Annotated in this window: 22 protein-coding genes and 1 pseudogene; 4 read left to right on the top strand and 19 right to left on the bottom strand. The window is 54.3% G+C overall.

Annotation, left to right across the window (positions count from 1 at the left end):
• The first annotated feature begins 56 nt into the window (after positions 1-56).
• A complete protein-coding gene (locus DQG23_RS17665) occupies positions 57-1,142 on the top strand; it encodes a coiled-coil domain-containing protein (RefSeq protein ID WP_113032203.1) in 1,086 nt (361 codons plus the stop codon).
• A gap of 264 nt (positions 1,143-1,406) precedes the next feature.
• Here DQG23_RS17665 and DQG23_RS17660 read toward each other — a convergent pair whose 3' ends face one another.
• Positions 1,407-2,498 carry a sugar ABC transporter substrate-binding protein gene (locus DQG23_RS17660; protein ID WP_475111643.1) on the bottom strand — a complete coding sequence of 364 codons (1,092 nt, stop codon included), beginning with the start codon at positions 2,496-2,498 and terminating at the stop codon, positions 1,407-1,409.
• Between the two features lie 410 nt (positions 2,499-2,908).
• Here DQG23_RS17660 and DQG23_RS17655 point away from each other — a divergent pair, with 410 nt between their 5' ends.
• Entirely contained in the window at positions 2,909-3,397 is a 489-nt protein-coding gene (locus DQG23_RS17655) for a hypothetical protein (protein ID WP_146762330.1), read from the top strand.
• Positions 3,398-3,687: 290 nt separating this feature from the next.
• Here the strand turns inward: DQG23_RS17655 and DQG23_RS17645 are convergent, their stop codons facing one another.
• Positions 3,688-5,019, bottom strand: coding sequence for a PhoH family protein (locus DQG23_RS17645; protein WP_113032199.1), 1,332 nt, complete (start codon positions 5,017-5,019; stop codon positions 3,688-3,690).
• 164 nt (positions 5,020-5,183) lie between these two features.
• Here DQG23_RS17645 and DQG23_RS17640 point away from each other — a divergent pair, with 164 nt between their 5' ends.
• Positions 5,184-5,732 carry a YhcN/YlaJ family sporulation lipoprotein gene (locus DQG23_RS17640; protein ID WP_113032198.1) on the top strand — a complete coding sequence of 183 codons (549 nt, stop codon included), beginning with the start codon at positions 5,184-5,186 and terminating at the stop codon, positions 5,730-5,732.
• Between the two features lie 56 nt (positions 5,733-5,788).
• Here DQG23_RS17640 and DQG23_RS17635 read toward each other — a convergent pair whose 3' ends face one another.
• From DQG23_RS17635 to DQG23_RS17590, 10 genes are all read right to left on the bottom strand, one after another.
• On the bottom strand, positions 5,789-6,241 hold the full coding sequence (locus tag DQG23_RS17635) for a pyridoxamine 5'-phosphate oxidase family protein (protein ID WP_113032197.1): 453 nt from the start codon (positions 6,239-6,241) through the stop codon (positions 5,789-5,791).
• Between the two features lie 140 nt (positions 6,242-6,381).
• Positions 6,382-6,654: a hypothetical protein gene (locus DQG23_RS17630; RefSeq protein ID WP_113032196.1), complete on the bottom strand. Its 273-nt coding sequence runs from the start codon at positions 6,652-6,654 to the stop codon at positions 6,382-6,384.
• A 7-nt stretch (positions 6,655-6,661) separates the two neighbouring features.
• Positions 6,662-7,096 carry a hypothetical protein gene (locus tag DQG23_RS17625; protein ID WP_113032195.1) on the bottom strand — a complete coding sequence of 145 codons (435 nt, stop codon included), beginning with the start codon at positions 7,094-7,096 and terminating at the stop codon, positions 6,662-6,664.
• Between the two features lie 50 nt (positions 7,097-7,146).
• On the bottom strand, positions 7,147-7,425 hold the full coding sequence (locus tag DQG23_RS17620) for a YlaH-like family protein (RefSeq protein ID WP_420330240.1): 279 nt from the start codon (positions 7,423-7,425) through the stop codon (positions 7,147-7,149).
• Between the two features lie 164 nt (positions 7,426-7,589).
• Positions 7,590-9,428, bottom strand: coding sequence for a translational GTPase TypA (gene typA / locus DQG23_RS17615; protein ID WP_113032193.1), 1,839 nt, complete (start codon positions 9,426-9,428; stop codon positions 7,590-7,592).
• Between the two features lie 50 nt (positions 9,429-9,478).
• Entirely contained in the window at positions 9,479-9,724 is a 246-nt protein-coding gene (locus tag DQG23_RS17610; RefSeq protein WP_113032192.1) for a hypothetical protein, read from the bottom strand.
• Positions 9,725-10,317: 593 nt separating this feature from the next.
• Positions 10,318-11,181, bottom strand: coding sequence for a hypothetical protein (locus DQG23_RS17605; protein WP_113032191.1), 864 nt, complete (start codon positions 11,179-11,181; stop codon positions 10,318-10,320).
• Positions 11,182-11,272: 91 nt separating this feature from the next.
• Positions 11,273-12,013 carry a glycerophosphodiester phosphodiesterase gene (locus tag DQG23_RS17600; protein ID WP_113032190.1) on the bottom strand — a complete coding sequence of 247 codons (741 nt, stop codon included), beginning with the start codon at positions 12,011-12,013 and terminating at the stop codon, positions 11,273-11,275.
• 87 nt (positions 12,014-12,100) lie between these two features.
• Positions 12,101-12,655, bottom strand: a complete 555-nt coding sequence (locus tag DQG23_RS17595) for a glycerol-3-phosphate responsive antiterminator (RefSeq protein ID WP_113032189.1) — start codon at positions 12,653-12,655, stop codon at positions 12,101-12,103.
• 65 nt (positions 12,656-12,720) lie between these two features.
• A complete protein-coding gene (locus DQG23_RS17590) occupies positions 12,721-13,494 on the bottom strand; it encodes an HAD-IIA family hydrolase (protein ID WP_113032188.1) in 774 nt (257 codons plus the stop codon).
• 337 nt (positions 13,495-13,831) lie between these two features.
• On the opposite strand from DQG23_RS17590, the gene DQG23_RS17585 reads away from it, so the two are divergent.
• A complete protein-coding gene (locus DQG23_RS17585) occupies positions 13,832-14,725 on the top strand; it encodes a hypothetical protein (protein ID WP_113032187.1) in 894 nt (297 codons plus the stop codon).
• A gap of 92 nt (positions 14,726-14,817) precedes the next feature.
• On the opposite strand, the gene DQG23_RS17580 is transcribed toward DQG23_RS17585, so the two are convergent.
• The 7 genes and pseudogenes from DQG23_RS17580 to DQG23_RS43445 form a co-directional block, all read right to left on the bottom strand.
• On the bottom strand, positions 14,818-16,809 hold the full coding sequence (locus DQG23_RS17580) for a transglycosylase domain-containing protein (RefSeq protein WP_113032186.1): 1,992 nt from the start codon (positions 16,807-16,809) through the stop codon (positions 14,818-14,820).
• Positions 16,810-16,984: 175 nt separating this feature from the next.
• Positions 16,985-17,470, bottom strand: a complete 486-nt coding sequence (locus DQG23_RS17575) for a hypothetical protein (RefSeq protein WP_113032185.1) — start codon at positions 17,468-17,470, stop codon at positions 16,985-16,987.
• 173 nt (positions 17,471-17,643) lie between these two features.
• On the bottom strand, positions 17,644-20,625 hold the full coding sequence (locus DQG23_RS17570; protein ID WP_113032184.1) for a VWA domain-containing protein: 2,982 nt from the start codon (positions 20,623-20,625) through the stop codon (positions 17,644-17,646).
• A complete protein-coding gene (locus tag DQG23_RS17565; protein WP_113032183.1) occupies positions 20,609-22,648 on the bottom strand; it encodes a vWA domain-containing protein in 2,040 nt (679 codons plus the stop codon). The genes DQG23_RS17570 and DQG23_RS17565 overlap by 17 nt, the downstream gene beginning before the upstream one ends.
• Positions 22,649-22,675: 27 nt before the next feature.
• On the bottom strand, positions 22,676-23,581 hold the full coding sequence (locus DQG23_RS17560; RefSeq protein WP_113032182.1) for a DUF58 domain-containing protein: 906 nt from the start codon (positions 23,579-23,581) through the stop codon (positions 22,676-22,678).
• Positions 23,578-24,567, bottom strand: coding sequence for an AAA family ATPase (locus DQG23_RS17555; protein ID WP_113032181.1), 990 nt, complete (start codon positions 24,565-24,567; stop codon positions 23,578-23,580). The genes DQG23_RS17560 and DQG23_RS17555 overlap by 4 nt, the downstream gene beginning before the upstream one ends.
• A gap of 441 nt (positions 24,568-25,008) precedes the next feature.
• Positions 25,009-25,534 (bottom strand): annotated as a pseudogene (locus DQG23_RS43445) (phage tail tape measure protein); the annotation flags it as partial.

The following is a 25,534-nucleotide window of genomic DNA, read 5'->3' as shown; positions in this document are numbered from 1 at the left end:
AGCGATACGATTATATAGGGAGCTTCTATTTTAACCGGGAAAGGAGGAAACAATTGATGGGCAAGCTGCTCCGGGTGGCGCTGGCGCTAATGCTTTTCGGTACGTATGCGCTCGTCATACGGACGCAAAGCTTGGCCGAGCCGTCGCTCGAAGAAACGCGCAAGCTGCTGCAAAAAAGCTTGACGATTTATGAAATCGATCAGGAAATCGCTCGTTTGACGCATCAGGAAGAAACGATCGCCGCGCAAATATCCGATACGAGCGAGCAAATCGGCAAGCAGGACTCGAAGGTCGAACAAACGCGCGAGCATGCGGGAAAAGTGCTTCGCGCTTATTATATGGGGGAACGCGATTCTCTCTGGATGCTGATGTTTTCCGCCAAATCGTTTTCCGATGCCATTTCCGTTTATGAATATTTGAGCATGATCGTGGACAATGACCACAAATCGCTGACGTCTTATCAAGAAGCATACTCCAAGCTGAAGACGCTGCGCGGAGAGCTCGAAACGACGCAAACGGAGCTGCGCAAAGTCAAGGATGAGTTTCTTGCACAGCGGGAAAAAGCGGTTGCGCTCCAGAAGGAGCTTGACGAGCAGATCGCGGCGGTCCCTGCCGCCGAAATGCAAACGATTCGCGATCAGCTCGCCGATTTTACGAAGGAATGGCAGGAAAAGGGCGTTCCGCTTTTCCGGACGTACCTGCAAGCCATATCCGAAGCGATGCAAAGCTTGCCAGAGCTGCTTACCGGCGACAATGCCGCTAAATATTTAAAAGGAACGACCTTTCAAATATCGGACACCGAGCTGACCGAATTTTTCCGTTCCAAAAATCAGTTGTTCAACAACCTGACATTCCGCTTCGAGAACGGTTCCTTCGTCGTAAACGGCGTAGAGAAAGATATCGAAGTCGGATTAAAAGGCCATTACACGGTAGAGAACGATCCCGTCAACAAACTCCAGTTCCATGTCAGCGAGTTGACGTATAACGGTTTTACGCTTCCCGAGACGTCGAACCGGGCGCTCGAGCAGGAATTCGATCTCGGCTTTACACCAAGCAAATATGTGAAGCAAATCCAAGTGACGGACGTCACGACGAATGACGGCAAGTTTACGATCTCATTGAAAATTTCCTTAAAATTTTAAACGGAAGCAAACAAGGATAAACGGCTTCGCCGTCCTTTAAGGGCAGGCGCGTTTACCGGGAAATCGAACAATCCGCGGAGATATACTTTCTGAGATTTCCAAAAAACCTTCGAAACCGCCACAGCAAGCGGAATCGAAGGTTTTTTTATTGAATTCGGTGAACGAACCGAAGGTTACTGCAATGCTGCGGGAGCGTCCGTTTTTTTGGATGGCGTCCATAGCTTGGCGGCTTGCTCGGCGAACGCCTTAGCATCTTGTTCGCCCTTATACAGCTTGGCCATTTCGCTCTGCAGCGCAGTTTGCTTCTTCCCGGCTTCCATATCGACCGGATGCACCTTGCCTTGATCGAAAATGAGCCACTTGTACGAGNTGCACCTTGCCTTGATCGAAAATGAGCCACTTGTACGAGTTGAAATGCTCGTCCGACCGGATCGGCGCCAAATTAAAAGCGATGATTTGAGCGGGAAGCACCTTGGCTTCCGTCCATAACTTGTTGCCCGCTTCGGCTGTCGTCATTTCCTTAATCCATTCTATCGCCGCTTGCGGATTGGCCGAGCGTGACGAGATGCTGAAGCTTCTTCCCTTCAGCCATACTCCGCCGTCGTTCGTCTGCGGGGCGTTTTGCGGCAGCGCAGCAATCGCCAGATCCGATCTCGCCTGCTGCTTGAATGCGGATATCGTCGTTACGATAGCGGCCATTTTGCCCTTGGAAAGCAAGTCCCAAGGGTTCCACTCCGGAGTCGAAGGGAGCGGAAAATTTTTGGCGAACTGCTTCGCGTTCCACGCCTCTTCCTGCGGTAAGAAGAACGATTCCAGCGATTTGAGGGACTGCGCTTCGTTCAGCTTCATCGACAATTGCTTGCTGTCCGGCCATGCTCCCCCGAGCGCGATGAACAAAGCGATCATATCGTTCGGCTCGGTCAAATCCGTATACACCCCGTAGCTTCCTTCATCGGGCTTCAGCATCTTCTTGTTCCAAGCGATCAGCTCCGCCGCAGTCGCAGGGGGATCTCCAAGCTTGGCGTCCGCAGCCGTTTTTTTGTTCCAGGCTAATATATACGGATCTACATCCTTCGGAATGCCCCATATGTATCCGTTCCACTTCATCTGGTTCATCAGCAAGGGAATAATTTGTGACTGCTGCTCCGTCGTAAAATACTCATCCACCGGAAGCAAAAATCCGAGCGCAGCCAGCTCGTTCACCCACGCGTTGTCCAGCAGCATAATGTCGGGCGCTTCGCCGAGCTGGCTCTGCTTTTTGAGCTGAATGAACGCATCCCGCGACGGTACGTTTTCCAGCTTGACGGAGACGCCGGGATGTCCTTCCGTATATTGTGCGCTTAGCTTCTGCAGCATCGCAAATTCCTCGTCCTTCATCGAAACGACGGCGCGCAGCGTATTGCCTATCTTCCCTTTATCGTTCTCGGAAGCCCCTTTCGCGTTTTTCGCGACGGTCCCTTCATCGGTAATCGTATTTTTCTCCTGAATCGAACCTGTACATTGTGACAAAATAATAATAGACAAACCTAATATGGTAAAAAGAACGAGTAAGCTTCTTCTTTTTGTCAAATCAAGCGCTCCTTTTCTCAATCAGCCTTGCAATCGCTTCCTCTACTATATCAAATCTTGCGAGTACACAACAAGCAAATCGGACTATATCTTGTCGAAACGGTTTGCATCGGGCCTGTGATTTTGTTACCGTAGTAGGAGAATGGAATGTATTGGATGCGTCTGGAGCCCCAATCGAGAGGAGACATATGGCTTTCATGAACAAAATCGGATTAATGATGAATATGCCGGACGGCAAACAGCCTGGATTTTACGCGCAAATCGTCAAGGAGCTGGCAAGCAAAGTTCAGCTGTTCGACCGCGATAAAGAACTGCTTATCGTAAATGATGAGGCGGAACGCGACGCCGCGCAAAGCGTGCTTGCCCATTATAAGGTGGAGGCCGAGCAAATGCCGCTCGTGCTGCTGCCGCAGAACGCCGAGCTTTATGATCCGTTCTCGGATTATGGCTTCGAGAGCCTAGGAGAGCATTTATACTTGTACGAAAAAATTGTGAAGCTGTTCCGCTTCGACCCGCATTTCGGAGAAGACGCCGAGCCTGCCCAAGCGCTTCTTCAGTTCGACGAGCATTTGATTGCCCGTTATACGGACGATGACGGCGTGGAATATTTTGCGGTCGACGCCCAGCAGCTCGATCTGATGGAAGGAATCGCCAAGGCCTATAAGTGCAGCATAAAACCCGCATGAGCGATCATGCAAAAGGACGAATATCGATTTGACCGAGCATATAAAAAGCAATGGCCTTCCTCCCCTCAAACAACCAGCTGTCCCCCACAAAGTGAAGAAGTGCTTTGAAGCATATTCCGATTACTTTGCGGGGACCCCATAAGGATTCCAAATCGTTTAGTTGCCCGCAGGGCGATGTAGGAATCCAAAGCCAAAACTCGCCGTCAGACCATTGCTTTTCTCCTGCTTCTGCAAAGTCGACATTCGTCTTATAAGGAAAACCCGCATGATCGCTCATGCGGGTTTTAAAATTAGAGTAGATCGGCCGCCAGCTGCGCGAGACGGGAGCGTTCTCCGCGTTCGAGCATAATGTGGCCGCTTATCGCTTCGTCCTTAAAGCGCTCGACGACATAAGTCAGGCCGTTGCTCGAAGCGTCGAGATATGGATGGTCGATTTGCTCGGGATCGCCCATCAGCACGATTTTGCTGCCCTCTCCGACGCGGGATACGATCGTTTTGACCTCGTGCCGCGACAAGTTTTGCGCCTCGTCAATGATGATGAACTGCCCCGGTATCGAACGTCCGCGAATGTAGGTCAGCGCCTCGACCTGAATGCTTCCGAGACCGGCAAGCACCTTCTCGATATCCCCCGGCTTTTTCGTATCGAATAGAAATTCCAGGTTGTCGTAGATCGGCTGCATCCACGGACGCAGCTTTTCTTCCTTCTCGCCCGGCAAGTAACCGATATCTTTCCCCATAGGCACGACGGGACGCGCAATCAGCAGCTTTTTGTATTTATGCTCGTCTTCGATCTTGTATAAGCCCGCTGCGAGCGCCAGAAGCGTTTTCCCCGTCCCTGCCTTACCCGACATCGTCACGAGCGGAATCTCGTCGTTAAGCAGCAGTTCCAGCGCCATGCGCTGCTGGGCGTTGCGGGCGGTAATCCCCCACACCGCTTCATTGCTCAAATATAACGGCTCCAGCTTGCGTCCGTCCCCGTTTACTTTGAGCAGCGCCGATTTGGATGTGCCCATCTCGTCTTTCAGGATAACGAATTCATGCGGACGCAGCTTGAAGCTCAACTGCAGGCTGTTGACGCTTAAAAAGCGGAACGAATAAAACTCGTCAATAACGGCGGGATGAACCCTTAGCGTAATACATCCCGTATACATATCGGTCGGCGAAACGATCCGGTCGTTCATGTAATCTTGCGCCGTTAGTCCGAGCACGTCCGCCTTAATCCGCACGAGGGTGTCTTTACTGACAAGCACGACATCCTTCGGCTCCGGCTTCTCCTGCTCTTCCGTATGGTAATTGAGCGCAACCGCCAAAATCCGGTTATCATTCGTAATTTCGCCGAAAACATCCTGCATTTTCACGAAGCTGCGATGGTTTAATTCGACCTTGATCGTTCCCCCGTTTTCGAGCGCCACGCCGTCCTGCAGCCTGCCTTGGGCCCGAAAGCCGTCAAGCAAACGCGAGACATATCTTGCATTCCGGCCGATTTCGTCGGCCAGACGTTTTTTCGAATCCATTTCCTCCAGCACGATAGATGGGATGATGACTTCGTTTTCGCCGAAAGCAAATACGGCGTTCGGATCCTGGAGTAATACGTTTGTGTCCAGAACGAAGATTTTTTTCATGCTAAGTCCCCTCCCAAGATTGACTTTCGGCAGCGGAAATATACATACAAAAAAAGAGTACGGGCAAACTATCGTTAGCTCACGCTTTCCATGCCATGCGGTCTTACCGCAAATACCCGATGTCTTATCTTTATCGCATATACCGTGCAGAAAGGACGATTCGAATGAAAACGGCAATAATCGTCATCGCTGCGGTCGCTCTGCTTGCCGGCTGCGGCCATCCTTCCAATAAGGGAAGAGCGCCCGGGTCCGCCGGACCGGACGGCACAGTCAGAACGCAGCAAGCTTCGCCGCCGATCACGCAAGAAAACCGCCAAGCCGTAACCGAACGTTTGGAGAATCTTGTCAAAGGCATTCCGCATGTCAACAATGCCACCTGTGTCATTGTCGGGCATACCGCCATCGTCGGCATCGACGTAGACGGAAAGATGGAACGATCCAGAGTCGATACGATAAAATACTCGGTCGCAGAAGCTCTGCGTAAAGATCCTTACGGCATTAACGCTTTCGTCACCGCGGATATGGATTTAGGCGACCGGATTCGAGCCATTCGCGATCAAATCAAGAACGGGCAGCCGGTAGCAGGCTTTGCCGAGGAGCTCGGCAAAATAATCGGCCGCATTATTCCGCAGATTCCGCGGGACATCTCACCCAAGCAAGCGCCGACGCCGGAAAACGAGAATCCGCAAAACTTCAAGTCGAATAACTTGTAACGCCGCTTTCTAATTAAACGGCCAGAACATAAAAGCCCAGTACTGCATCAGCAGGACTAGGCTTTTTTCATCGCGTCAAATACTTGTCCGTCCAGCTTATCCGCTGCACGTTTATCGTAAGTTTTTACATATTCCGGATCGACGGAAACGCGCGCGCCGTAAAACATCGCTTCGCGAACCGCTGAAATGCTTACTTCGATGCACGCCAGCTTAAGCGGAACGTCAGGAAGCGTATCGGCACTGACGGAAGCTTCTCCGTAAATCGCATTCAACGTGCCGCCGCCGAAAAACGATAACGATACGAGAGGCGTTTTCTTGATGTTGGCAATAATGCGGGAACGCTGGTCAACCGCAAAACGCAGTTTGCTCCCGTCAACCGTATACACCCACGAAATGGCGTTTACGGTAGGAGAACCGCTTTCCGCATCCAACGTATTCAGCATGACGATCGTTTCCCTCTGCAGGATTGTGATCAACTGCTCCGGCAAGGCTGTTAATGTTTCTGCCATGCAATCAGGCCCTCCTTCTAGTTTGGTCACTTTCAGTATATCATAGCGCACCGCTAAAAGCACTCGGCGCCATACTGCGTCATCTCCGAAAGGAAATACCGCATTACTTGTATTGTATCGTGAACAAGGCCGATATATGTTTAAGCATATTTCGGATTCGACTCGATATCCGCCAGCAATTGACGGGACGATTCGAGATCGAACAGCTGTTTTTTGCTTTTGCCGCCGGCTTCGTACTGTACATGAATCATCGTGGCGTCCTCCGCCGCAATACGGAACGATGTAAGCTGATGATCTTCAGTCAATATCAGCTCAAAAAAATCGAGCGTTTCCTTCGCCGCAAAATCGTCCGGACGCGCATCCGATACGATTTTGATTTGCAGCCAGTTGAACAGCGCATCCTGCAGGGTCATCTCGGCCTCAATCCTCTCTCAACAAAATGACTTGATATCCGCTTTCCAGCCACCCGATCATTTTCCTCAGCCATTCCCGCTCGATCTGCGGCAAGCCGGAATCGTTCTCGATATCGCTTTGATTCATCCAAGTCAAGCATTCGCTAGCCCCCGGCAGTCTGTCGAAAAACGCCTCTGCGCAATGGGAAAGACGAAGCGGATTACCGTCGAAAGTCACTTCCAGCCCGCTGTCAAGCTCGGGCAGCCATTCGTCCGATCCGCAAAATTCGTCATCGTCGTCCGGCAGAAGATTCGCTTTAAACATCGGCAAAACCCGGGCATTAATCGTGGAAAGCCTTTCCCGGAACGTTTGCAAGTCGAAAAGCGGGGCGCATAAAATCCGCTCCGCTCCCAAAACAAGCTTATTTTCGTACGTAACAGGGGTTAACCAAAAGTTCGCCATACCGCGTCACCTCTTTTTTCGTTCAGAGAATGCCGATATTCCGGATGTTCTTATTGCTGCTTCCGCTTCTGACGAGCTTCGACCCAGTAACGGATCCTCACCATAAACATAAGCGCTACCGCAACCGTCAAACAGGGGACGATAGGCAGCTGAAGATCGACCTGGAACAAAAGCAGAACGAACGCCCCGACGCCGATAAGCAAATAAACGAGCGCTTCTTTCAAAATCGGCAGCCTGCGCACTCGGAACACTTTGTTATATACGTAAACAAGAAAAATGTAGATCATGATGTAAGTGATCCATGGATGCGTCACGAGCCATCCCGTAATTGAACTCATCGCCGTAATACCTCCTGAAGCCCGAAGAAGTATTTAGCTTTAGCGGATACGCCGATCGTTCGTGCAAGAACGGACCGGCTGCCGAAAAAGCCTATATGTAGATCGGAAGGCGCGGGCTGAGCCTAAGCTCCGATCTCGCGCCTTCAAAGGGATATTTATGCGTTCGCTTCCGCCATTTTACGATGCTTTTCGGCACGTTCGCGTTCGCTTTTGTTTAAGATCTTCTTGCGCAAGCGAATCGACTTCGGCGTAATTTCGCAATATTCGTCGTCGTTCAAATACTCAAGCGCCGCTTCAAGAGAATAAATACGCGGTGTTTTCATCTTGACCGTATCGTCTTTGCCCGCGGAACGAATGTTCGTCAGCTGTTTTTCTTTGCAAATGTTAACGATAATGTCGTTATCGCGCGTATGCTCTCCGACGATCATGCCTTCGTATACGTTCGCGCCCGGCTCCAGGAACAAAAGACCGCGATCCTCGATGGACAAGATACCGTAGAGGGTCGAAACGCCGGTATCGCTAGAAACAAGCACGCCCTGATGACGTCCGCCGACATTGTTGCCGGAGTATGGCCCGTAGCTGTCGAATGCGTGATTCAAAACGCCGTATCCGCGCGTAAGCGTCAAGAAGTACGTGCGATAGCCGATCAGCCCCCGCGCCGGTATGAGGAACTCCAAACGAACTTGGCCGGAATTATTGATCATGTTGACCATTTCTGCCTTGCGCGTTCCCAGGCTCTCCATGACCGATCCCATGCTTTCTTCCGGAACGTCGATGATCAAGCGCTCGTACGGCTCCATTTTTTGTCCGTCGATTTCTTTGACGATAACCTCCGGCTTGGAAACCTGAAGCTCGAAGCCTTCTCTGCGCATGTTCTCGATCAGAATGCCCAAGTGAAGCTCGCCGCGGCCCGAAACGATAAACGCGTCAGGGCTGTCCGTTTCGTCTACGCGCAAGCTGACATCCGTTTCCACTTCTTTAAAAAGACGCTCGCGCAGCTTACGGGAAGTAACCCACTTGCCTTCCTTCCCTGCGAACGGGCTGTTGTTGACTAGGAACGTCATTTGCAGCGTCGGCTCGTCGATTTTAAGAACCGGCAGCGCTTCAGGCTTGTTAGGATCGGCGATCGTTTCGCCGATATTGATTTCTTTAATACCCGCGATCGCAATAATATCGCCGGCTCCCGCTTGCTCCACTTCGACCCGTTTCAAGCCTTGGAAGCCGAAGAGCTTCTCGATGCGGGCTTGCTTGATTGCGCCTTCCCGCGTCATAACGGCTACAGGTTGACCTTGACGAATGATTCCGCGGTTAACGCGGCCGATCCCGATGCGGCCCAGGTATTCGTTGTAATCCATTAAGGTTACAAGGAATTGAAGCGGCTCATCGACGCTTTCCGTAGGAGCAGGAATTTGCTGGACGATCGTTTCATATAAAGCGACCATGTTGCTGTCTTGCTTCTCCGGGTCCAAGCTGGACGTTCCTTGAAGCCCCGATGCATAGACGACATTGAACTCAAGCTGCTCGTCGTTCGCGCCAAGCTCGATGAACAAATCGAGAACTTCGTCCACCACTTCGGCAGGCCGGGCGTTAGGGCGGTCGATTTTGTTGACGACGACAATCGGTTTCAGTTCTTGCTCAAGCGCTTTGCGCAAAACGAACTTCGTTTGCGGCATGCAGCCTTCAAACGCATCGACGACAAGCACGACGCCGTCGACCATTTTCATAATCCGTTCAACCTCGCCGCCGAAGTCGGCATGTCCCGGCGTGTCGACGATGTTGACCAGATAGTCTTTGTAATGGATGGCCGTGTTCTTGGCCAAAATCGTAATCCCCCGCTCGCGTTCTATATCCCCCGAGTCCATCGCGCGCTCTTGAACAGCCTCGTGCTCGCGGAACACGCCGGATTGCTGAAGCAGTTGGTCGACCAGCGTCGTTTTGCCGTGGTCAACGTGGGCAATGATTGCAATATTCCGTATCTTTTCGCGTGAATGCATTTTCCAAACCCTTTCGCTCACAAAATAAGCGCCGGACGAAAGCGCCGACGCTAACTAATCACCTTATTATAACCGGATCGCAAACATCGCGCAAGAAGCAGCTGCTGGAAGCAAGCATTTTTTACTGAGAAAACCGCCTTGCGGCAGCTTTGATGTTCGATATACGTTTGTTCGTTGGCGAGGCAATGGGTATAGGCTTTCAACCGCTCTTGAAATCGTGTTTCTTTGAACTTATTACGAGGTAGAAACACGATTTCAAAGGCGGCCCATAGCGAAGCTCCTTTGCTGGCCCCCATACCCATTACCTCTTGTTCGTCTTCGTGCTTCTTGCCACGTCTTTGACATTTACCGCTCCTCTAACCGGTATTCATACCCGCGTGCCCATCTTTGCACGTCGCTTGCATGTGCTGCATTTCGATTTTGCCCACTTGGAATCAAGTACAGCTTCCTTTCCCCGCCTGTAGTCCGAATTCGCCTACTTGCAAAGGGTTATTTTGTTCGGCACACCGATGAATTCGTTCTCCAAGCCGGCAAAATCTGACTCCAGCGTAAGGCGAACCTCGATCCCTTGCTCAAAGCGGGCTGTTTCGGACTATTTCATTGTTAGAGTATCCTTAATGGCAGCGCAGTGATGAACGGCTTTGCCGTTCTTTAAAGGACTGGCGTGTTACCGAAGGGATACCCCAACATCATATAAATTCTTCTCTTCAAGGATAAACGGCTTCGCCGTCCTTAATGACTGGCGCGTTTATCGAGGTTAGAGCTGCTTCAACGATTTGCTTTCAACGTCCGAACCTGCTTTGAAAAACTGGTGCCTGTACCGGAAATCCATCGGATAGCGAATCATTTATTTTTCGGGAATTCAAAGGTTATCGCCTATCGGCATCCGTTATTTGGCCTTAACCACTTGGGAGCTTGTCAGCACCCACTCGCTGCCGGACCATTTCCAAACGGAGTGCGCATACGCGATCGTATCCGCATTCGCTACTCCGGTAATCCGCTGAATACCGGCCAGCTCGCAAACGCCGTCCTTGTCGATATCGACCGGCTTCAGCTCGGCATAATCGTTCACCGAAACATCGACCGGCTTGACCAGCTTGCCCTTTTTGTAAACCCCGTTTTCTTCATAGATCCGTTTGCGATCCTTGAGATCGATCGTATACGTTTTGCCGGTTTCATGGACTGTAATTTTCGCTTTGTATCCGTTCTGAAACGAACCGGTTATCGTTAGCGGTTTAGGCGTCGGCAAAACGACCGGCTTGCCGCCTCCCGCCGAATACAAATAATAGTTCGAGGTCCCTCCGCTTCCTCCCGTCGAAGCCGAAACGAGCATTTCGGGAACCTTGTCGCCGGTCACATCGCAGAGCGCGAGCTGCGGCGTATAGCCTCCGTCCGACCGAAACAGCAAATACGTCTTATTGGGAGGATCGTCGACAGCGACATACAACTGCTCGTAGTAGGGGCTTCCCGCCTCCCGTTTTTGCCCGAGCAGCAAAATCATGTCCGGCTTGCCGTCTCCCGTTACGTCGGCTGCCGTTCGCTGGATCTCATCCAGCGAGAGCGCTTTGGCGCTCCCATTCCGCTTCGGTCCAACCGGCGGATCGACAGCCGCGTTAGGCGCATATACGGCCGAACTCGCCGTCACGCTCCCATACTCCGCGGCTTCCGGTACTTGCGCTGCGGTAACCTCCGGTACGAAGCCGGCGCATACGCCAGCCGCCATTGCCGCTATTATTAAGGGCATAATTCGCATCAAGCATACTCCTCTCGGGAACATTCCTACTGCTCAAGTTACGTTGCCCGATTAAAGAAACGTTGATGCAAGCCCGTTACAATTCAAGCGATTAAATGCCCAGCTCCGCCATAACCGCCTTCAATCTGCCCGGATAATCGGTTATGATGCCCGAAACGCCGAGCTGAACCATTTGCTTAAGCTGCTGCTCTCCGTTGATTGTCCATGGATAAACCTTCAAGCCTTGACCGGTCGCATCGCTCACTTCCTCTTTATTCAGACTGCCGAAATACGGATGCAGCGAATAAACCGGCACGCCGGTAATGGTTGCCAATGCGGAATGCCGAACCGGATTGAATGAATACAAGAGGCCGATTTGGACTTCCGGCTCGATAAGCTTCAGAAGCACCAGGCTCTTATGATCGAACGAAGATACGACGACGCTTGATAGCCGATCCGTACGCCGTAAAAGCTGCGCCAGAGCATGCTCCAGACGGCGGCCGGGTGAACCTTTGATTTCTACGTTAATCATGATGCTCGGCGGAACGAGCTCGAATACTTCCTCCAAGGTCGGGAATCGTTCGCCGGTATACTTCTCGTGAAACCATTTCCCTGCATCCGCCTCTTTAATTTCCGAGAGTGTCAGCTCGCTGATGCTGCCCGTTCGATCGGATGTGCGGTCAAGCGACGAATCGTGGCAAACGATAATTTCTCCGTCCTTCGAGAAATGGACGTCAAGCTCGATAGCATCGCAGCCCTGCTCCAAGCCGAGACGGAAAGCGGCAAGCGTATTTTCCGGTGCCTCTCCGGACGCTCCGCGGTGCGCGATAATAAGGGGGCGGTTTACAGTCATTCGATTCCTCTCCAATCGTATATGTAGAATATATAGTAGTTCGAGTTTAAAAAGGTCCCTACCAGAACCGGGAAGGCTGGATGAATTCTACCACAGCTCGGTCGATCCGGCTGACACCGCCAGCGCTCCCGCGCGAAGGGATTCGTCGATTTCCTCCTGATTGTCGACTAGACCGCCTGCAATGATGGGCAGAGGCGTCATATTGGTCATCTCCCGAATAATACGCGGCATTATGCCGGGCATCACTTCTATGGCGTCAGGCACGCTGCTTTCGACCGATTTGATGCCCCTCGCAACGGCGCTGCGGTCGATCAGAAAAATACGCTGTATGGCCATCACGTTCATTTCCTTTGCGAAACGGATGAGATTGCTCTTGGTCGAAATGATCCCAGTCGGCTTCACATGCTGCGCCACATAAGCGACGCCGCTGCGGTCCGCCGCAATACCCTCGATAAATTCCATATGGATAAACACATGCTTGCCCGCATTTTTCACACGGTCGACGAGCTGCTTCATATTGAATATGGACCCGGTCAGCAAAAAAACAACATTGACGCGGCCTTCGATCGCCCGATCCAAATCTTCTTCCTTCTGCACCGCTGCAATCGTTTGGTAGTCGACCATATCGACGATTTTGTACATTCGCCTGCCCCCTTCTTCCGTTAGCTTCAGTATACCATCTTTCGCGGAAGCAAAAGCAATACGCACTAAAACGAAAGAACGGAGGCGATGCTCGGCACCACATGGTCGGGCTTATAAGGCGACCGTTCCGCCATCTCGATCGTACTGACTCCCGTAAGCACTAGAACGGAACGCATACCGGCATCGTTGCCCATCCGGATGTCCGTTTCAAGCCGGTCTCCGATCGCATAACAATCGGCGGCATCGACCTCAAGGCGCTCCACTGCGGCCTTCGCTGCAATAAGAGAAGGCTTGCCGACCACCTCGTCGACCGGCTTTCCGGTCGCCGCTTCCAAAGCTGCGATAATCGCTCCTTTATCGGGTATTTGCCCGTGTTCGTACGGACATGTCAGATCCGGATTCGACGCTGCGATAAAAGCCCCTCTCATCGAAGCCTGATAGAGCAGATTCAGCTTATCGTACGTAAACGCCCGATCCCAAGACAACACCAAATAATCGGCCTGCTCGCTATTTTCGGTGAGCGGTATGCCGTGCTCAAAAAGCTCGTCGCGAATAGGCCGCTCGCCAATCACATAGGCGGTTTGCCCCTTTTGCATGCGATCCCGTAAAAATCGGGCCATAATTAATGACGAATTCAGCACGTCTGACAATTGTGCGCGGATGCCCATCTCATTAAGCTTTTTCACATAGGAGAGCCTTGTGGCGATCGGTTTGTTCGTCAAAAAGACGATTTTATCCCCCCTTTCCCGCAGCACCCGAATCGTATTTGCCGCTCCGCAAATCATGGTATCGCCCAAATAAACGGTACCGTCCAAATCGAATATGTAACCTTTCGCCATACGCACGCTCCTTCGCCGGCGCAGCAGGTTCCGGAAAATACAAAAAAAGCCCGGAAACGGTAAACATGCTCCCTGCCATAAGCTGGAAGGAACATGATTCCGGTTTCAGGGCTTCTCCATATACTCGAACCTGACCGATTATGCTGTTAACTGAAATATACCCGCCTGCTCCGGCGGTGTCAACCACTTTTTCGCGCTGCACCGCGTTCTCTCCAGGTCGAACGGACCCAAAAAGCCCTTTCCGTCCGAAACAACATAGTAATGCTTGTTCGAAAAGCAGGCTTTTGGAACTTTTTTTATTTAAGATTTCCGAGCATCAGGAAAGGACTTTGACGAAATGAAAATGAAAAAGTGGCTCTTCTTCCTATCGGGTGCAGCCGCAGTAACACTGCTTGTTTACGGCTTTACGTTTTTGGGCGGTAATCAGGCTTCGGCAACCTCCGCATCCTCGGACGGTTCTGTCGTATCCGTCGATCCCGCCAAGCAGCAAATCGTCATCAACGAGCAGCAGGGGCAAAACACGTACCCGCTTTCCAAAAACGTTTGGATTTATCGCAACGAGCAAAAGGCGGTGTTGGCGGATCTGCTTCCCGGCGACAAGGCAAGGATCGTCTTCAATTCTAAGCAGCAAGCCGCATATATTATGGCTTCTTCAGCCGATTTCGCCGACGCCTCTACAAAAGCGGAAGCCGGCACGGAGGCAGCGCAAACCGTTATGCCCAGTCAAAGCCCGGCGCAAACCTCCCAGCCGACGGTTACGCCTGCGCCTGCTTCGCACTCGGAACGGACAAATCCCGATTCCGCGGCCGCAATCGGCATCTCGGAAGCCGACTTTCCGGATAAGCTGGAAATCAGCCTAATCGGGCCGGAGCATGAAATCAAACTCAAGCAAGAAAAAAGTAACGGAAAACCTAAAGCTGAAGTGAAATTCAAGCAAAAGGATACCGGAAGCATTCACTTGAAAGACGCGCAAGCCGAGCAATTCATCCGCCAGCTGCTGACATCGATTCATTACCGGTCCGACATGGACAAGGACGAAATCGCCCAAGCGCTGGCCGGCGCCCTGCACATCGGCACTTCTTCGAAAAAGGAAATTAAGATCGAAACGAAGCAATCGTCCGGCAAGGGTTCTGGGAACTCGAAAAACAATCAAGAAAAACACGAAGGCAAAGGTAAACAAAAAGACGGCAAGCACGGCGATGACGAAGATCATAACGATAATGAGGATTGAAAACTCAACAGCACCGCGCGCCGGATAAGAAAGTTATCGATTCCCGGCCGTCAAACCGGACATCCCGTGTTATGCAGGGATTGTCCGGTTTTTTAATCCTCGTCCTTATCTTTCTTATTTTTTCCCTTCCCCTTGTCCTTCTCTTTGTCCTTCTCCTTCGGATTTCCATGACCGTTTCCGTTTTCCTTAGGGCCGTCGCTTCCGCTCCCCGTTGAGAGCCCGAGAGCCGGCGGGCGCTGAAAAGCGGTGACCGGCGCGCCTTCCAGCGCCTTCGTCATAATGGCGCGAAAAATACCTGCAGGATAAGCGCCGCCCGAAGTAGTCAAATAATGGTCCTTGTCGGTCTGATCGTACCCGAGCCAAACGGCAGTGACGAGCTCCGGCGTATAACCGACGAACCAAGCGTCCTTTACCCCGTTAGCCCCTTCGAACTGAGGCGAATCCGGCAGCTGGGTCGTGCCGGTTTTGCCGGCTGACGGCCTAGACAGCGCCGCATTCGTGCCGGTTCCTTTGCCGACGACATCCTGCAGCATGGCGGTCATCGTATTGGCGTTTGCAGGTGTCATCACTTGAACGGGCTTGACCGAAGCCTCGATTAAGGGTTGTCCGTCTTTCGTCGTGATTCGCGTTATGGCATGCGCTTTGTTCATTTTCCCTTGATTCGGAAACATCCCGTATGCCTGCGCCATCTGCAAAGGAGACACGCCCGTTTGCAGTCCGCCAAGCGCAATCCCGAGCGTCCTGTCTTCTTTCCCTAACGGAATGTCCAGTTTGCTCGCAAAATCCATGCCGTAATCGATACCGATTTCGTTCAGCAGCCACACTGCGGGAATGTTCCACGAGCTCAAAACCGCTTCATAGAGGGAAACCTCGCCTCGCGTTGAGCGATCCCAGTCCTGCGGACGATAACCGTTGATGTCTAGCGGACCGTCATACAGTCTGGAGTACGGCGTGTATCCTTTCTCCAGTGCGGGCGCGTAAACGACGAGCGGCTTGAATGTCGAGCCCGGCTGTCTCTTGAGCTGACTGGCACGGTTGAAACCGCGAAAAACATGGTCCCCCCTGTTTCCGACCATCCCCCTGACGCCTCCCGTCGAAGGATCGAGCACAACCGCTCCGCTCTGTATAAGCTGATCGTCCGTACTTTTCGGGAACGAGTCTTCGCTTGCATACACGTCCTCGACGGCGTTCTGAACCTTCGGATCGAGCTCCGTATAGAGCTGAAGGCCGCCGGTCAGCAGCTGCTCCTCCGTAAAGCCGTACAGCTTGACCGCTTCTTCGATAACATAGTCCACATAAGAGGCGTGCTTGCCCCGCGTTTGGTCTTTTCCGGTCTTTGCAAGCGCCAGCGGACTATTTACCGCCTTATCATACTCTTCTTCGTTGATATAGCCCTCTTGTTTCATCAGCCCGAGCACAAGGTTTCTGCGCTCCAGTGCTTTCTCCTTATTTTGGATCGGCGAATAACGGGTCGGCGCCTTCGGCAATCCGGCGAGCAGAGCCGACTCGGGGAGCGACAAATCGCGGACGTCCTTGCCGAAATATAACCGGGCCGCCTCCTGAACGCCCCAGCGTCCTTCTCCGAAGTAAATCTGGTTTATATACAGCTCCAATATTTGATCCTTCGACAACGTAGATTCGATCTTAAGGGCCATTGCGGCTTCCTTTAACTTGCGCCCCATCGTTTGCTCCGCTGTCAGAAACATGTTTTTGGCAAGCTGCTGCGTAATCGTACTCCCGCCCTGCATCACTTCGCCCGACTTCGCGTTCGTAAATAACGCCCGCGCGATCGATTTGACATCTACGCCCGAGTGTTCATAATATCGGCGATCCTCCACGGCGATAACCGCGTGCAGGAGCTGCACGGGGATGTCCTGCAGCGGGACGGGATCGATTTTGGAGGAGGATAGCTGCGTAACCGGAGCGCCGTTGCGGTCATATATCGTCGTCGGCTCCGGCAGCGGATCGTTAAGCCCGCTGACATCCATCCTTCCGATCCATATTGCAGCGGCGGCAATGGCGGCGGCAACCGCCGCTATGAAAAAAATCGTCATTTTCATCCAGATCGCTTTCGGCTTTTTCATGTCGTACCCCTCGTTTTGTCTATGTTGTATGTATGCGTCAGCTATCGGGTGTATAACGGCAGGTCAGGACCGATTCAAGCTGCAACTAAATGATTCGTAAGCAGGCCGCAAAAAGAGACCGCCCTCCGCATAGCCGATAAGGCATGCGAAGAGCGGTCTCCTCAAGTTAACGCAATTACCAGGAGCGAGGCCTGCGTGCGACTACCAATGCGACGCCGGCAATGATGAGTACGGCGGCGACGATGTAAATGCCTGCCGTCACAAGAAACATGATGCTGAACAGCACGACCGATACGATCGCGATGATCACGGCGGCAATCGCCGTCCCTCTCGGGCTGTTGCGATCGAACAAATGCAGTTCGTACAAACCTACGGCGACGCCGAACAGGAAGCCGGGCCACAAATATTTCATCGAGCTCCAGCCGAACAGGTTGCAGTAAAAGAAAATTAGCGAATAGGTAATCAGAATACCCCCCGGAACGAGAACCCCGGACGGCAGCACGCGGCCGAAATATAACATGTGCAGCGCAATCCCCGGTATCAGAATGAACAGGGGCCAAATCAGACTTCCTAAAAAGCTGAATACGCCAAGTTTACCGAGCAGCAATACGACGGCGATGCCAATCAACAAAAGGCCGATCGAATATCGGTTTTTTGCCATTACCTTCCCCCCCGAATAGACAGAATACGACACGGTGTTTGACTATAGTGTAGCGGAAAATGCATAAAAAAACCAGCGGTCCGAAACCGCCGGCTCCCGAATTGCAATATTTGACGAAAAAGCGGACCGATTCGGCAGCTTGCCGAGGCTGCGGAAGGCATCCGGAAGCGCGTTTATCGGCGCTTCCGGTTTTTGGCCGCGAGCAGCCGGCTCATGCTGTCGGTCCCCGCTTCGGCGGAGCCGCCGTGAGCCGGCGCGTCTCGGCCGTCCTCCTGCGCCGCGGGAGCCTTCGCCGGCCTGCCGCCCTGCGAAGCGGGGCCAGCCGGCGGCTCCGTCCCGCGCGGTGCCGCGGCGGCTGCGCCGCGAGGCTGGGCGGGGTGCGCAGCTGCGGCGTCACGACCGCCGTGCGGCGCATCGGCGTCGCGGCGCAGGAGCGGGCTCGCGCTCCGTACGCGCTGCCGCAGGCGGTCGTACGCCGCCTCCGGCGACTTCCCGCGCTGCTCATGACCGGCCCGGCGGGCGGGCATGAGCAGCGCCAAGGGCCGGCGCAGGAGCTGAGCGGCGCGCGCCCAGCCGAGCGACAGCCTGCGCACGGCGACGTCGGCGAGCCACAGCAGCAGCGCGGCGATCAGCAGCGGCGTGCTAAGCTCGTACGGCTGCTTGCGCGGCTTGGCGTCTGCGGCGAACACTTCCGCCGGACGGTCAAGCGACAACACGCGGCCGCCCGTCTGCTCGGCAAGCTTGCGCAGCTTCTCGCCGCCGTCTCCCGGCGAAATCCGGTATTCCGGCGAATACGGAACGACGATGCCGCTCGTCACGCTGCCCAGCAGCTTTTGGCCGCTTTCCGGTCCGGAGGCTCCGCCGCCTATGCCGCTCCCCGCATCGCCTGGGCCGTAAAGGTCGATCTTGGTCACGTAAACGCCCGGCTTGGAAATCGGCAGCTTCGCCTCATATTCGCCCGGAGCAACCGGAGTGAATACCGCCTCTTGCTTGCCCAAGCTTTCGTCGGTCACAATCGCACGCAGCTCTCCTTGAAAATCGGTTCCCGTCGTTTTGGCGCGCAGATTAACCGTATTTTCGCTTAATTCGCTCGACAGCTCGACCGGTGAAGCTTGAAATTGCGGGAACGTCCATTTGACGATCCGGCTTAGCAGGTCGGGAAAACGGCTCCAAGTCACCCAATCTCCCGACCATTTTCCGGTTACGTCGCTCGTCCATGCGACGCTTTTGCCCGCGCCGTACTGCCATCTGGCGAGCAGCGGATCCGGCTCCGGACTGATAAGCACCGATTCCGCGGTCTCCTTGGCCGTCGTCGCAATATAGCCCCCGATCTGCGGTACCCCGCCTTCAAACAGCGGCGACCAGTCTGCGCCTTGCGCAAAAGCCGGGACGAACGGCTGATCGACGATGTACGTCCGCGAGATGAGCACCGCCTCGCGGCTGAATATAGCCGGAATCGTGCTTTGATCGTCCGTAAAATAATAACGGCCTTTGGCGAGCTGGGCGATCCGTTCAAGCAGCGCTTGGTCGGCATCCTGTCCGATCGCCACGCTGGACAAGGATATATTGTTCTTCACCATATCCGCCGCTAACGCTTCGTAGCTGCCGCCCGAGGACGATTGCCCGTCGGTCAGCAAAATAATATGCTTTCTTTGCGCAGTTACGTTCGCAAGCTTGTCGTAAGCTTCCTTCACCGCTCCGTAAACTTCCGTCCCTCCGTCGGCGCTGATCGAGTTGATATCCGCTATCGCTTTTTTCTTGTCCGACAGCTTCTGCGGCTCGAAAACCCACCATGGCGAACCGTCGAAGGCCAATATTCCGAGCGTATCCTTATCGCGCAGCAGGTCGACCGTACGTGCCGCCGCTTCCTGAGCCAGCTCCATCTTGCCCCCGGACATGCTGCCCGATTTGTCTATGACGAGCACGATCGCCAGCGACGGGATTTCCCGCTTGCCGCGCAGGTCCATATACACCGGCAGCGCCTTCTCGACGGGGGTTTGAAAATAACCGCCCAATCCGAAGCTGCTCTCGCCCCCAAGCATGACAAGCCCGATTCCGTAATCGCGCACCGCTTGTTCGATCATTTGCATTTGAGCGTGCGACATTCGCGTGGCCGATACGTCATTCAGGACGATGCTTTCGTATGCGGTATAGTCGGCCAATTCCTTCGGCAGCAGCTCCGGCGGAATGAGATCGTATGGAATAAACCCGGCATCGAGGGCGTTCGCCACGTTTTTGGACGTTCCCGATTCTCCTTCAACAACAAGCACCTTCGGCGGTCCGCTGACGCGGCTGAAAGCATAACCCGCATCGTTGGCTGCCTGCTCGTCGCCGTCCATATACAGCTCCGCCCGATATCGGTGCAGTCCGGTATCCTTCGCCACGCTCTCGACGACGAAACGGTTCACCCCTTGCTCAAGCGCAACCTGCTGAACCGTCACTTCGCGATTGTCTTCGTAGATGCGCAGCACGCCGTTTCCGGCGGCGGTGCTTCTGACCGTGACTTCGATGGCATACTGCTCGGCTTGATACAGCTTCCCCGGTACCTTTACGCTTTCGATCGCCGCGTCGCGCTTAGGCTTTGCGGGGATCGGCAGCACATCGACCGGAACCCCTTTGTCGCGCAGCAGCCTGCCTTGCTTCGCCACTTCGCCTACATTCTCCATACCGTCCGAAACGAGGACGACTCTGTCGGCGAAGCCGCCCTCCTCCGTCGCGCCGGCTGCCAATTGCAGAGCGGACGCGAGATTGGAGAACGAACGGTTCAAGCTCGCCGTAAACTGAAATTGCCGCAAATCCCGCTCGTCGGCTTTTCGCTCTACCGCCGCCTGCAATCCTGCGGAGACGACTCCGATGCGGTCCTGCGGTCTTTTGGCTTCGCCCGCTTCCTGCATCCACTTCGCGTACGCCTCGGGATCCGGCATGCTGTCGGAACGGTCCGCCACGAACACGACCGTTTTTCCATCCGATATGTTGACCGCCTGAATGCCGGCCAGCGCCGCAATCAGCAGAAGAAGAATAATCGTGCGCAGCGACAACGCCAGCGTCTTTCGAAAGCCAGCAAGCCGGTCCGTCCGCCGCCAAAGCCAGACGATGTATCCGCATAGCGGAATGAGAAGCAGCAGCACCCATGGTTCGCTAAATTGTATGCCCACGCCGGTACACCCCCCACTCCAGCAAAACGACGGCCAGTACGAGCATCAAAACCCACTGCAGCAAAGGATACGGCGCACGTCCCTCCGAGACGCCGCGATCTTTCGCGCCGGCCGCTTGCCCGCCTTGCTCCTGTTCGGACAAGCCGGTTTGATTTTCCGCGCCGGTTTCGGATGTTGACGGCAAACCGCCTGCCGCATCCGGATTTCCGACGATTTGCTCCAGATTTAGACGCAGCGTCAAATCCATCTCTTTGGCATCCATTTGAACAGTCAGCAGACGGGCTTGTATCGTCTGTCCTTCGCTGTCGGATTCGATAAAACGGTACAGTCCGGGAAGCTTCGGCACGTTCTGCAGCGCGGATACGATGCCGCCGTTCCTATCTGCAGTTTGATCGAATGCCGCAGCATCGTTAGCAGGAGCATGTACGGCTTCCCAGCGTGCAGAGGCAGTTCGAGCGGAAACGGTCACTTCTAGCTTATCGCCTGCAAGCGCCGATCCCAACCCGGTTGCGGCCGTCTCGGTCAGCCAGTCGACTGCATTGTGGACTAAAACGGGAAATTCGCTTCGAAGCGGCAAATCCGACTGATGAAGATCGAACGCGAACAACAATCGCCGTTTGCCTTCGTTCTCTCCGGCGTAAATGACTGGCGTATCGCCTTGATTGGCGACCGGTTCGCCCCAAAGCGCCTTTTGCGGCTTCCAAAGCTGAGCAATATGCGCATCCTGCAGCTTCAAATACTTCATGACCGGATGCGGGGCTACCGTCATCTCGCCAGTCGGCTTCACACCCGCGCCGGCTTCGCCCGGTACCGAACCGATATACCAAACGGGCAAACCCGCCAAGCGCTTGTCCCAATCCGTGCCCAAAACCGCGCTTTCGCTTATGGTGTCGACGACAATCATATCAGCAGCGGCTTCGGTCGACGTAAACGCCGTGCCGTTCTTCTGAGGTTTGATTACCGATACGCCGGCCAGACTCAGCGCTTTCTCCAGAAACAGATTGCCGTCCGTCAATAAAATCGCGCTCTTCTGCTTCGCCGCAGTCGAGACGGCATATGCGGCGTTATCCGCCGCAAGCGCATCGTTTATATCGAGGCTTAGCCGATAATAGTCGCTTTCGGGCAAGCCATGCCAATACAGCGATTTTTGCTCACCCGCCCGAAACACCTCGCGCTTTACCGAAACAAGCCGCTCGGCGGCGTAAATCGATACGTCGAACGTTTCCTCGCGCGTCCCCCAGTTTTTGACGGAGGCGACCGCCGAAACGGTGCCGGACGCATTTCCGTCCGGCAATGCACCGAAACGAATAACGCCGGCGTTTCCAGCCTCATCGCCGCCGGCTTGCATCAAGGTGACGGGGACACCGAAGGAAGTCCCGCTCCCTGCCGCTTCCGCCCACTGGCCGTCCGTCAACAGCCGGACTTCGGCGTCCGGCTCCTCCCGCGTCAGCGCTGCGGCTAACGATAACGCTTCGTTATAAGCCGTAACGCCGAAAGTCGGCGTCAGCTTCGATACCGCTTCTTGGACCGCTTCCTTGGAAGCTTCTCGGGAAAGCAGAAGCTCAGGCTCCTTCCCGGCCGAAATCAGCGTAATCAGACTGCCCTTTGCTTCCGCGTCCATCCAGTCGAGAAGCTGCTTTTTGGCTTCATCAAGACGGGTCGCCTCGGATGGTAAACTGCCGCTGCCGCCGTTCGCGCTCGACGCCGGCCCCGCTTTTGACTGCATGCTTGCCGACGTATCCACGATAAACACCACATGCGCGCTCGCCGTCTGTTTAGTCCAAACGAACGGCTGCATGATGGCAAACACAAGCAAAGCCGCAACAAGCAATTGAATATAGAGCAGCAGCCGGTTGCGCAACTTCTGCCAAGGCCGGTTCGCTTCCATTTCCTTAAGCACGCGATTCCAGAGCAGATGGCTCGATATCGGGGTATCGACGTACGTTCTTTTAAACAAATACAATGCTGCAATGGCAGGCAGCGAAAGCGCGAACCAGAGACCGTTCATCCATTCCACCCGCATCCGCGTCGCGCCCCCCTTTCAAATCTTCTATCGAATCAACCCGCTCCGCCGGAAGCCTTGCACCACCGTTTCAGCAAGCGGAGCGCTAGTTAGAACAAACTCATAAGTTATGCCCCGCTCGCGGCAAAAACGTCTGAGCGATTCCGTGTACTGTTTTACCGTTTCCCGATAAACGTCAAGCACTTTGCGGGAGATCGCGACTTCTTTTCCCATGCCCGTCTCTATGTCCAACAAACGTAAATCGCCGGACAGCTGCGGGTTCCATTCTTCCTCGGCCAGCACCTGCACGACGACAACTTCCTGTTTGGCGGCAAGGAGCGTTTTCAGCGTCTCCTCTACACCGTCCTCGAACAAAAAATCGGAAAAAATCCACGTCATTCCCGGTTGCCTAGGCATAGCGGCCGGCTGCGTCAACGCCTTACGCAAATCGCCTTCCCGTTCCGGCGGCGCCTGCCGCAAAAACTCGAACATCCGTCCTGCGGCCCCTTTGCCCCGAAGCAGCGGCAAACGGGATGTGATAGACGAGCCGAAAAGGCTCACATCCGCGCTGTCATATCCGCACAATGCGGCATAGCCGACAGCGGCGGCTAAGTGCTTAGCATGCTCAAACTTGCTTTGCGCGCCGCCTCCGGCTGTAAAAGCCATGGAAGCCGATGCGTCGATCAATAAGTGAACCTGCATCTCCTGCTCGTCGGTAAACAGCTTGATAAACGGCTTGCCTGTCCGTCCGTATGCGTGCCAATCCAGCCGGCGTATATCGTCTCCAGGCGAATACAGCCTGTAATCGGCGAATTCCAGCGAACTCCCAAGCTCGCGCGAGCGTCTTCTGCCTTGCATGGTCCCGCGGATGCGGCTTTTGCCGGCTATGACGCACCGTTCAAGCTTGCGCAGCACATCTTCCGGAAGGAACGGCTGCGAGGCGGTTACGCTCATCCTTTTGCCTCCGACGCGGAAATGACGTCCCGAATAATATCATCGGTGGTTACGTCCGACGCTTGTCCCTCGAAATTAAGGAAAATACGATGGCGCAGAGCCGGCAGCGCAACCTGCTGAATATCGTTTCGCGAAACATGCAGCCTTCCCGAGAAAAGCGCTCGCGTTTTCGCCACGGAAATAATCGCTTGTATGCCCCGCGGTCCCGATCCGAATCGGACGTACCGGCGGACTTTGTCCGTTGCCTCCGGCTCATGGGGATGCGTCATAAGCAGCAGCTTCACCGCATAATCGAGAACGTCTTCCGCGACGAGCACTTCTTTAATGCCTTTTTGTATTTCCTCCAGCTTCGAGCCGTCCGCCGCTTTGTTTGCAACGGGCTGCTCGTTGGAAGTCGTTCGTTGAACGATTGTTTTTAACTCGTCGCGAGTCGGATAAGTCACATGGATTTTAAGCAAAAAGCGGTCCAGCTGGGCCTCCGGCAGCGGGTATGTCCCTTCGTTTTCGAGCGGATTTTGCGTGGCGAGCACAAAAAAGGGAGCCGGCAGCACATGCGTCTCGGAGCCGACGGTAACCGTTCTTTCCTGCATCGCCTCCAGCAGCGCGCTTTGCGTCTTTGGCGTGGCCCGGTTTATTTCGTCCGCAAGCACCAGATTGCCGAACAAAGGTCCTGCTTGAAACCGGTAGGAGGTTTCGCCTTTCACGCCGAATTGGATGATATTCGTTCCTGTAATGTCTGTCGGCATCAGGTCCGGCGTAAACTGAATGCGCGAAAAGCGCAAATCGAGCGTGTCCGCAATCGTGCGGACGAGCATCGTTTTGCCTAAGCCCGGGATGCCCTCGAGCAATGCATGACCGCCTGTAAAAATGCACCAAAGCATCTGCTCGACCGCTTCCTGCTGCCCTACGATGACGCGCTCGATTTGCTCTTTGACCGAACGTATCGTTGCGGCCCATTCGCCAAGCTGTTCTTTCGTTTCGATCATCCTTTTTCTCCTCTCCTCTACGTTCATCCTCTTAACCCGATCCGTCAAAATGAAGGTCTTACTAATACGCCATCAAGTCTAAAACTAGGAATTGATGACCTGGTTACGATAGCAAACATGGTCGTAACGGTTATGAAACGAACCATGCGCTTAGTGGAGAAAACTTCATTGTTTATAAGGCTGCCCTCACTATTCCATCAGGTAAAATGATCGTTCTCGCCCTTTAGTGAGGCAAACGAAACTATCAATTTCGTTTGCCTCACTATTAGTTGTGTTTGCCTCATTACCTCACCAAAACACGGGTTATCGGTTTGAATTAGTGAGGTTTGCCTAACAAATAGTAAACTTCACCTCATTATGAGGTCACTATCCGTTGCACGATCAAATGCCTTACATCCTTGAAATCTATAGGATAAGACTTGAAAGGCTACTAGCTTTTGTCTAGCGATTCGGCTGTATTTCAGTAAAATAAGAGCGAACCAAGCTTTGCACGCTTTGCGGCAGCTCGGAACGGTCAAGCGTACGCGTCGCCTCCGCTGCATATTCCGTGTACACTTCCTCGTACGGACGAGACTCACCTTCGGCAACGGGGACCGGAACGCCTTTTTCCGTTTCGCCGCCGGAGCCGTTTATCGGGCCGCTATCCAGCATCGGGGTTCCTCCTCCGGACGATGCACGAGGCGTGCTTACAAGGCTCCTGGAGCCGCCGCCCGCTCCTGCGCCGCTTCCACCCGCGCCCGCAGCTCCGCCTGCCCCTGCGCCGCTTCCACCCGCTCCCGCAGCTCCGCCCGCTCCCGCGCCGCTTCCGCCTGCGCCTGCAGCTCCGCCTGCCCCTGCGCCGCTTCCACCCGCGCCCGCAGCTCCGCCTGCCCCTGCGCCGCTTCCGCCTGCTCCTGACGCTCCGCCCGCTCCCGCGCCGCTTCCGCCTGCGCCTGCCGCTCCGCTGGCTCCTGCGCCGCTTCCGCTC

Origin of the sequence: Paenibacillus contaminans (genome assembly GCF_003285015.1) — a bacterium.
Lineage (GTDB): Bacteria > Bacillota > Bacilli > Paenibacillales > NBRC-103111 > Paenibacillus_V > Paenibacillus_V contaminans.
The sequence above is the reverse complement of the archived record's forward strand: the minus strand, read 5'-3'. Positions and strand labels throughout refer to the sequence as shown.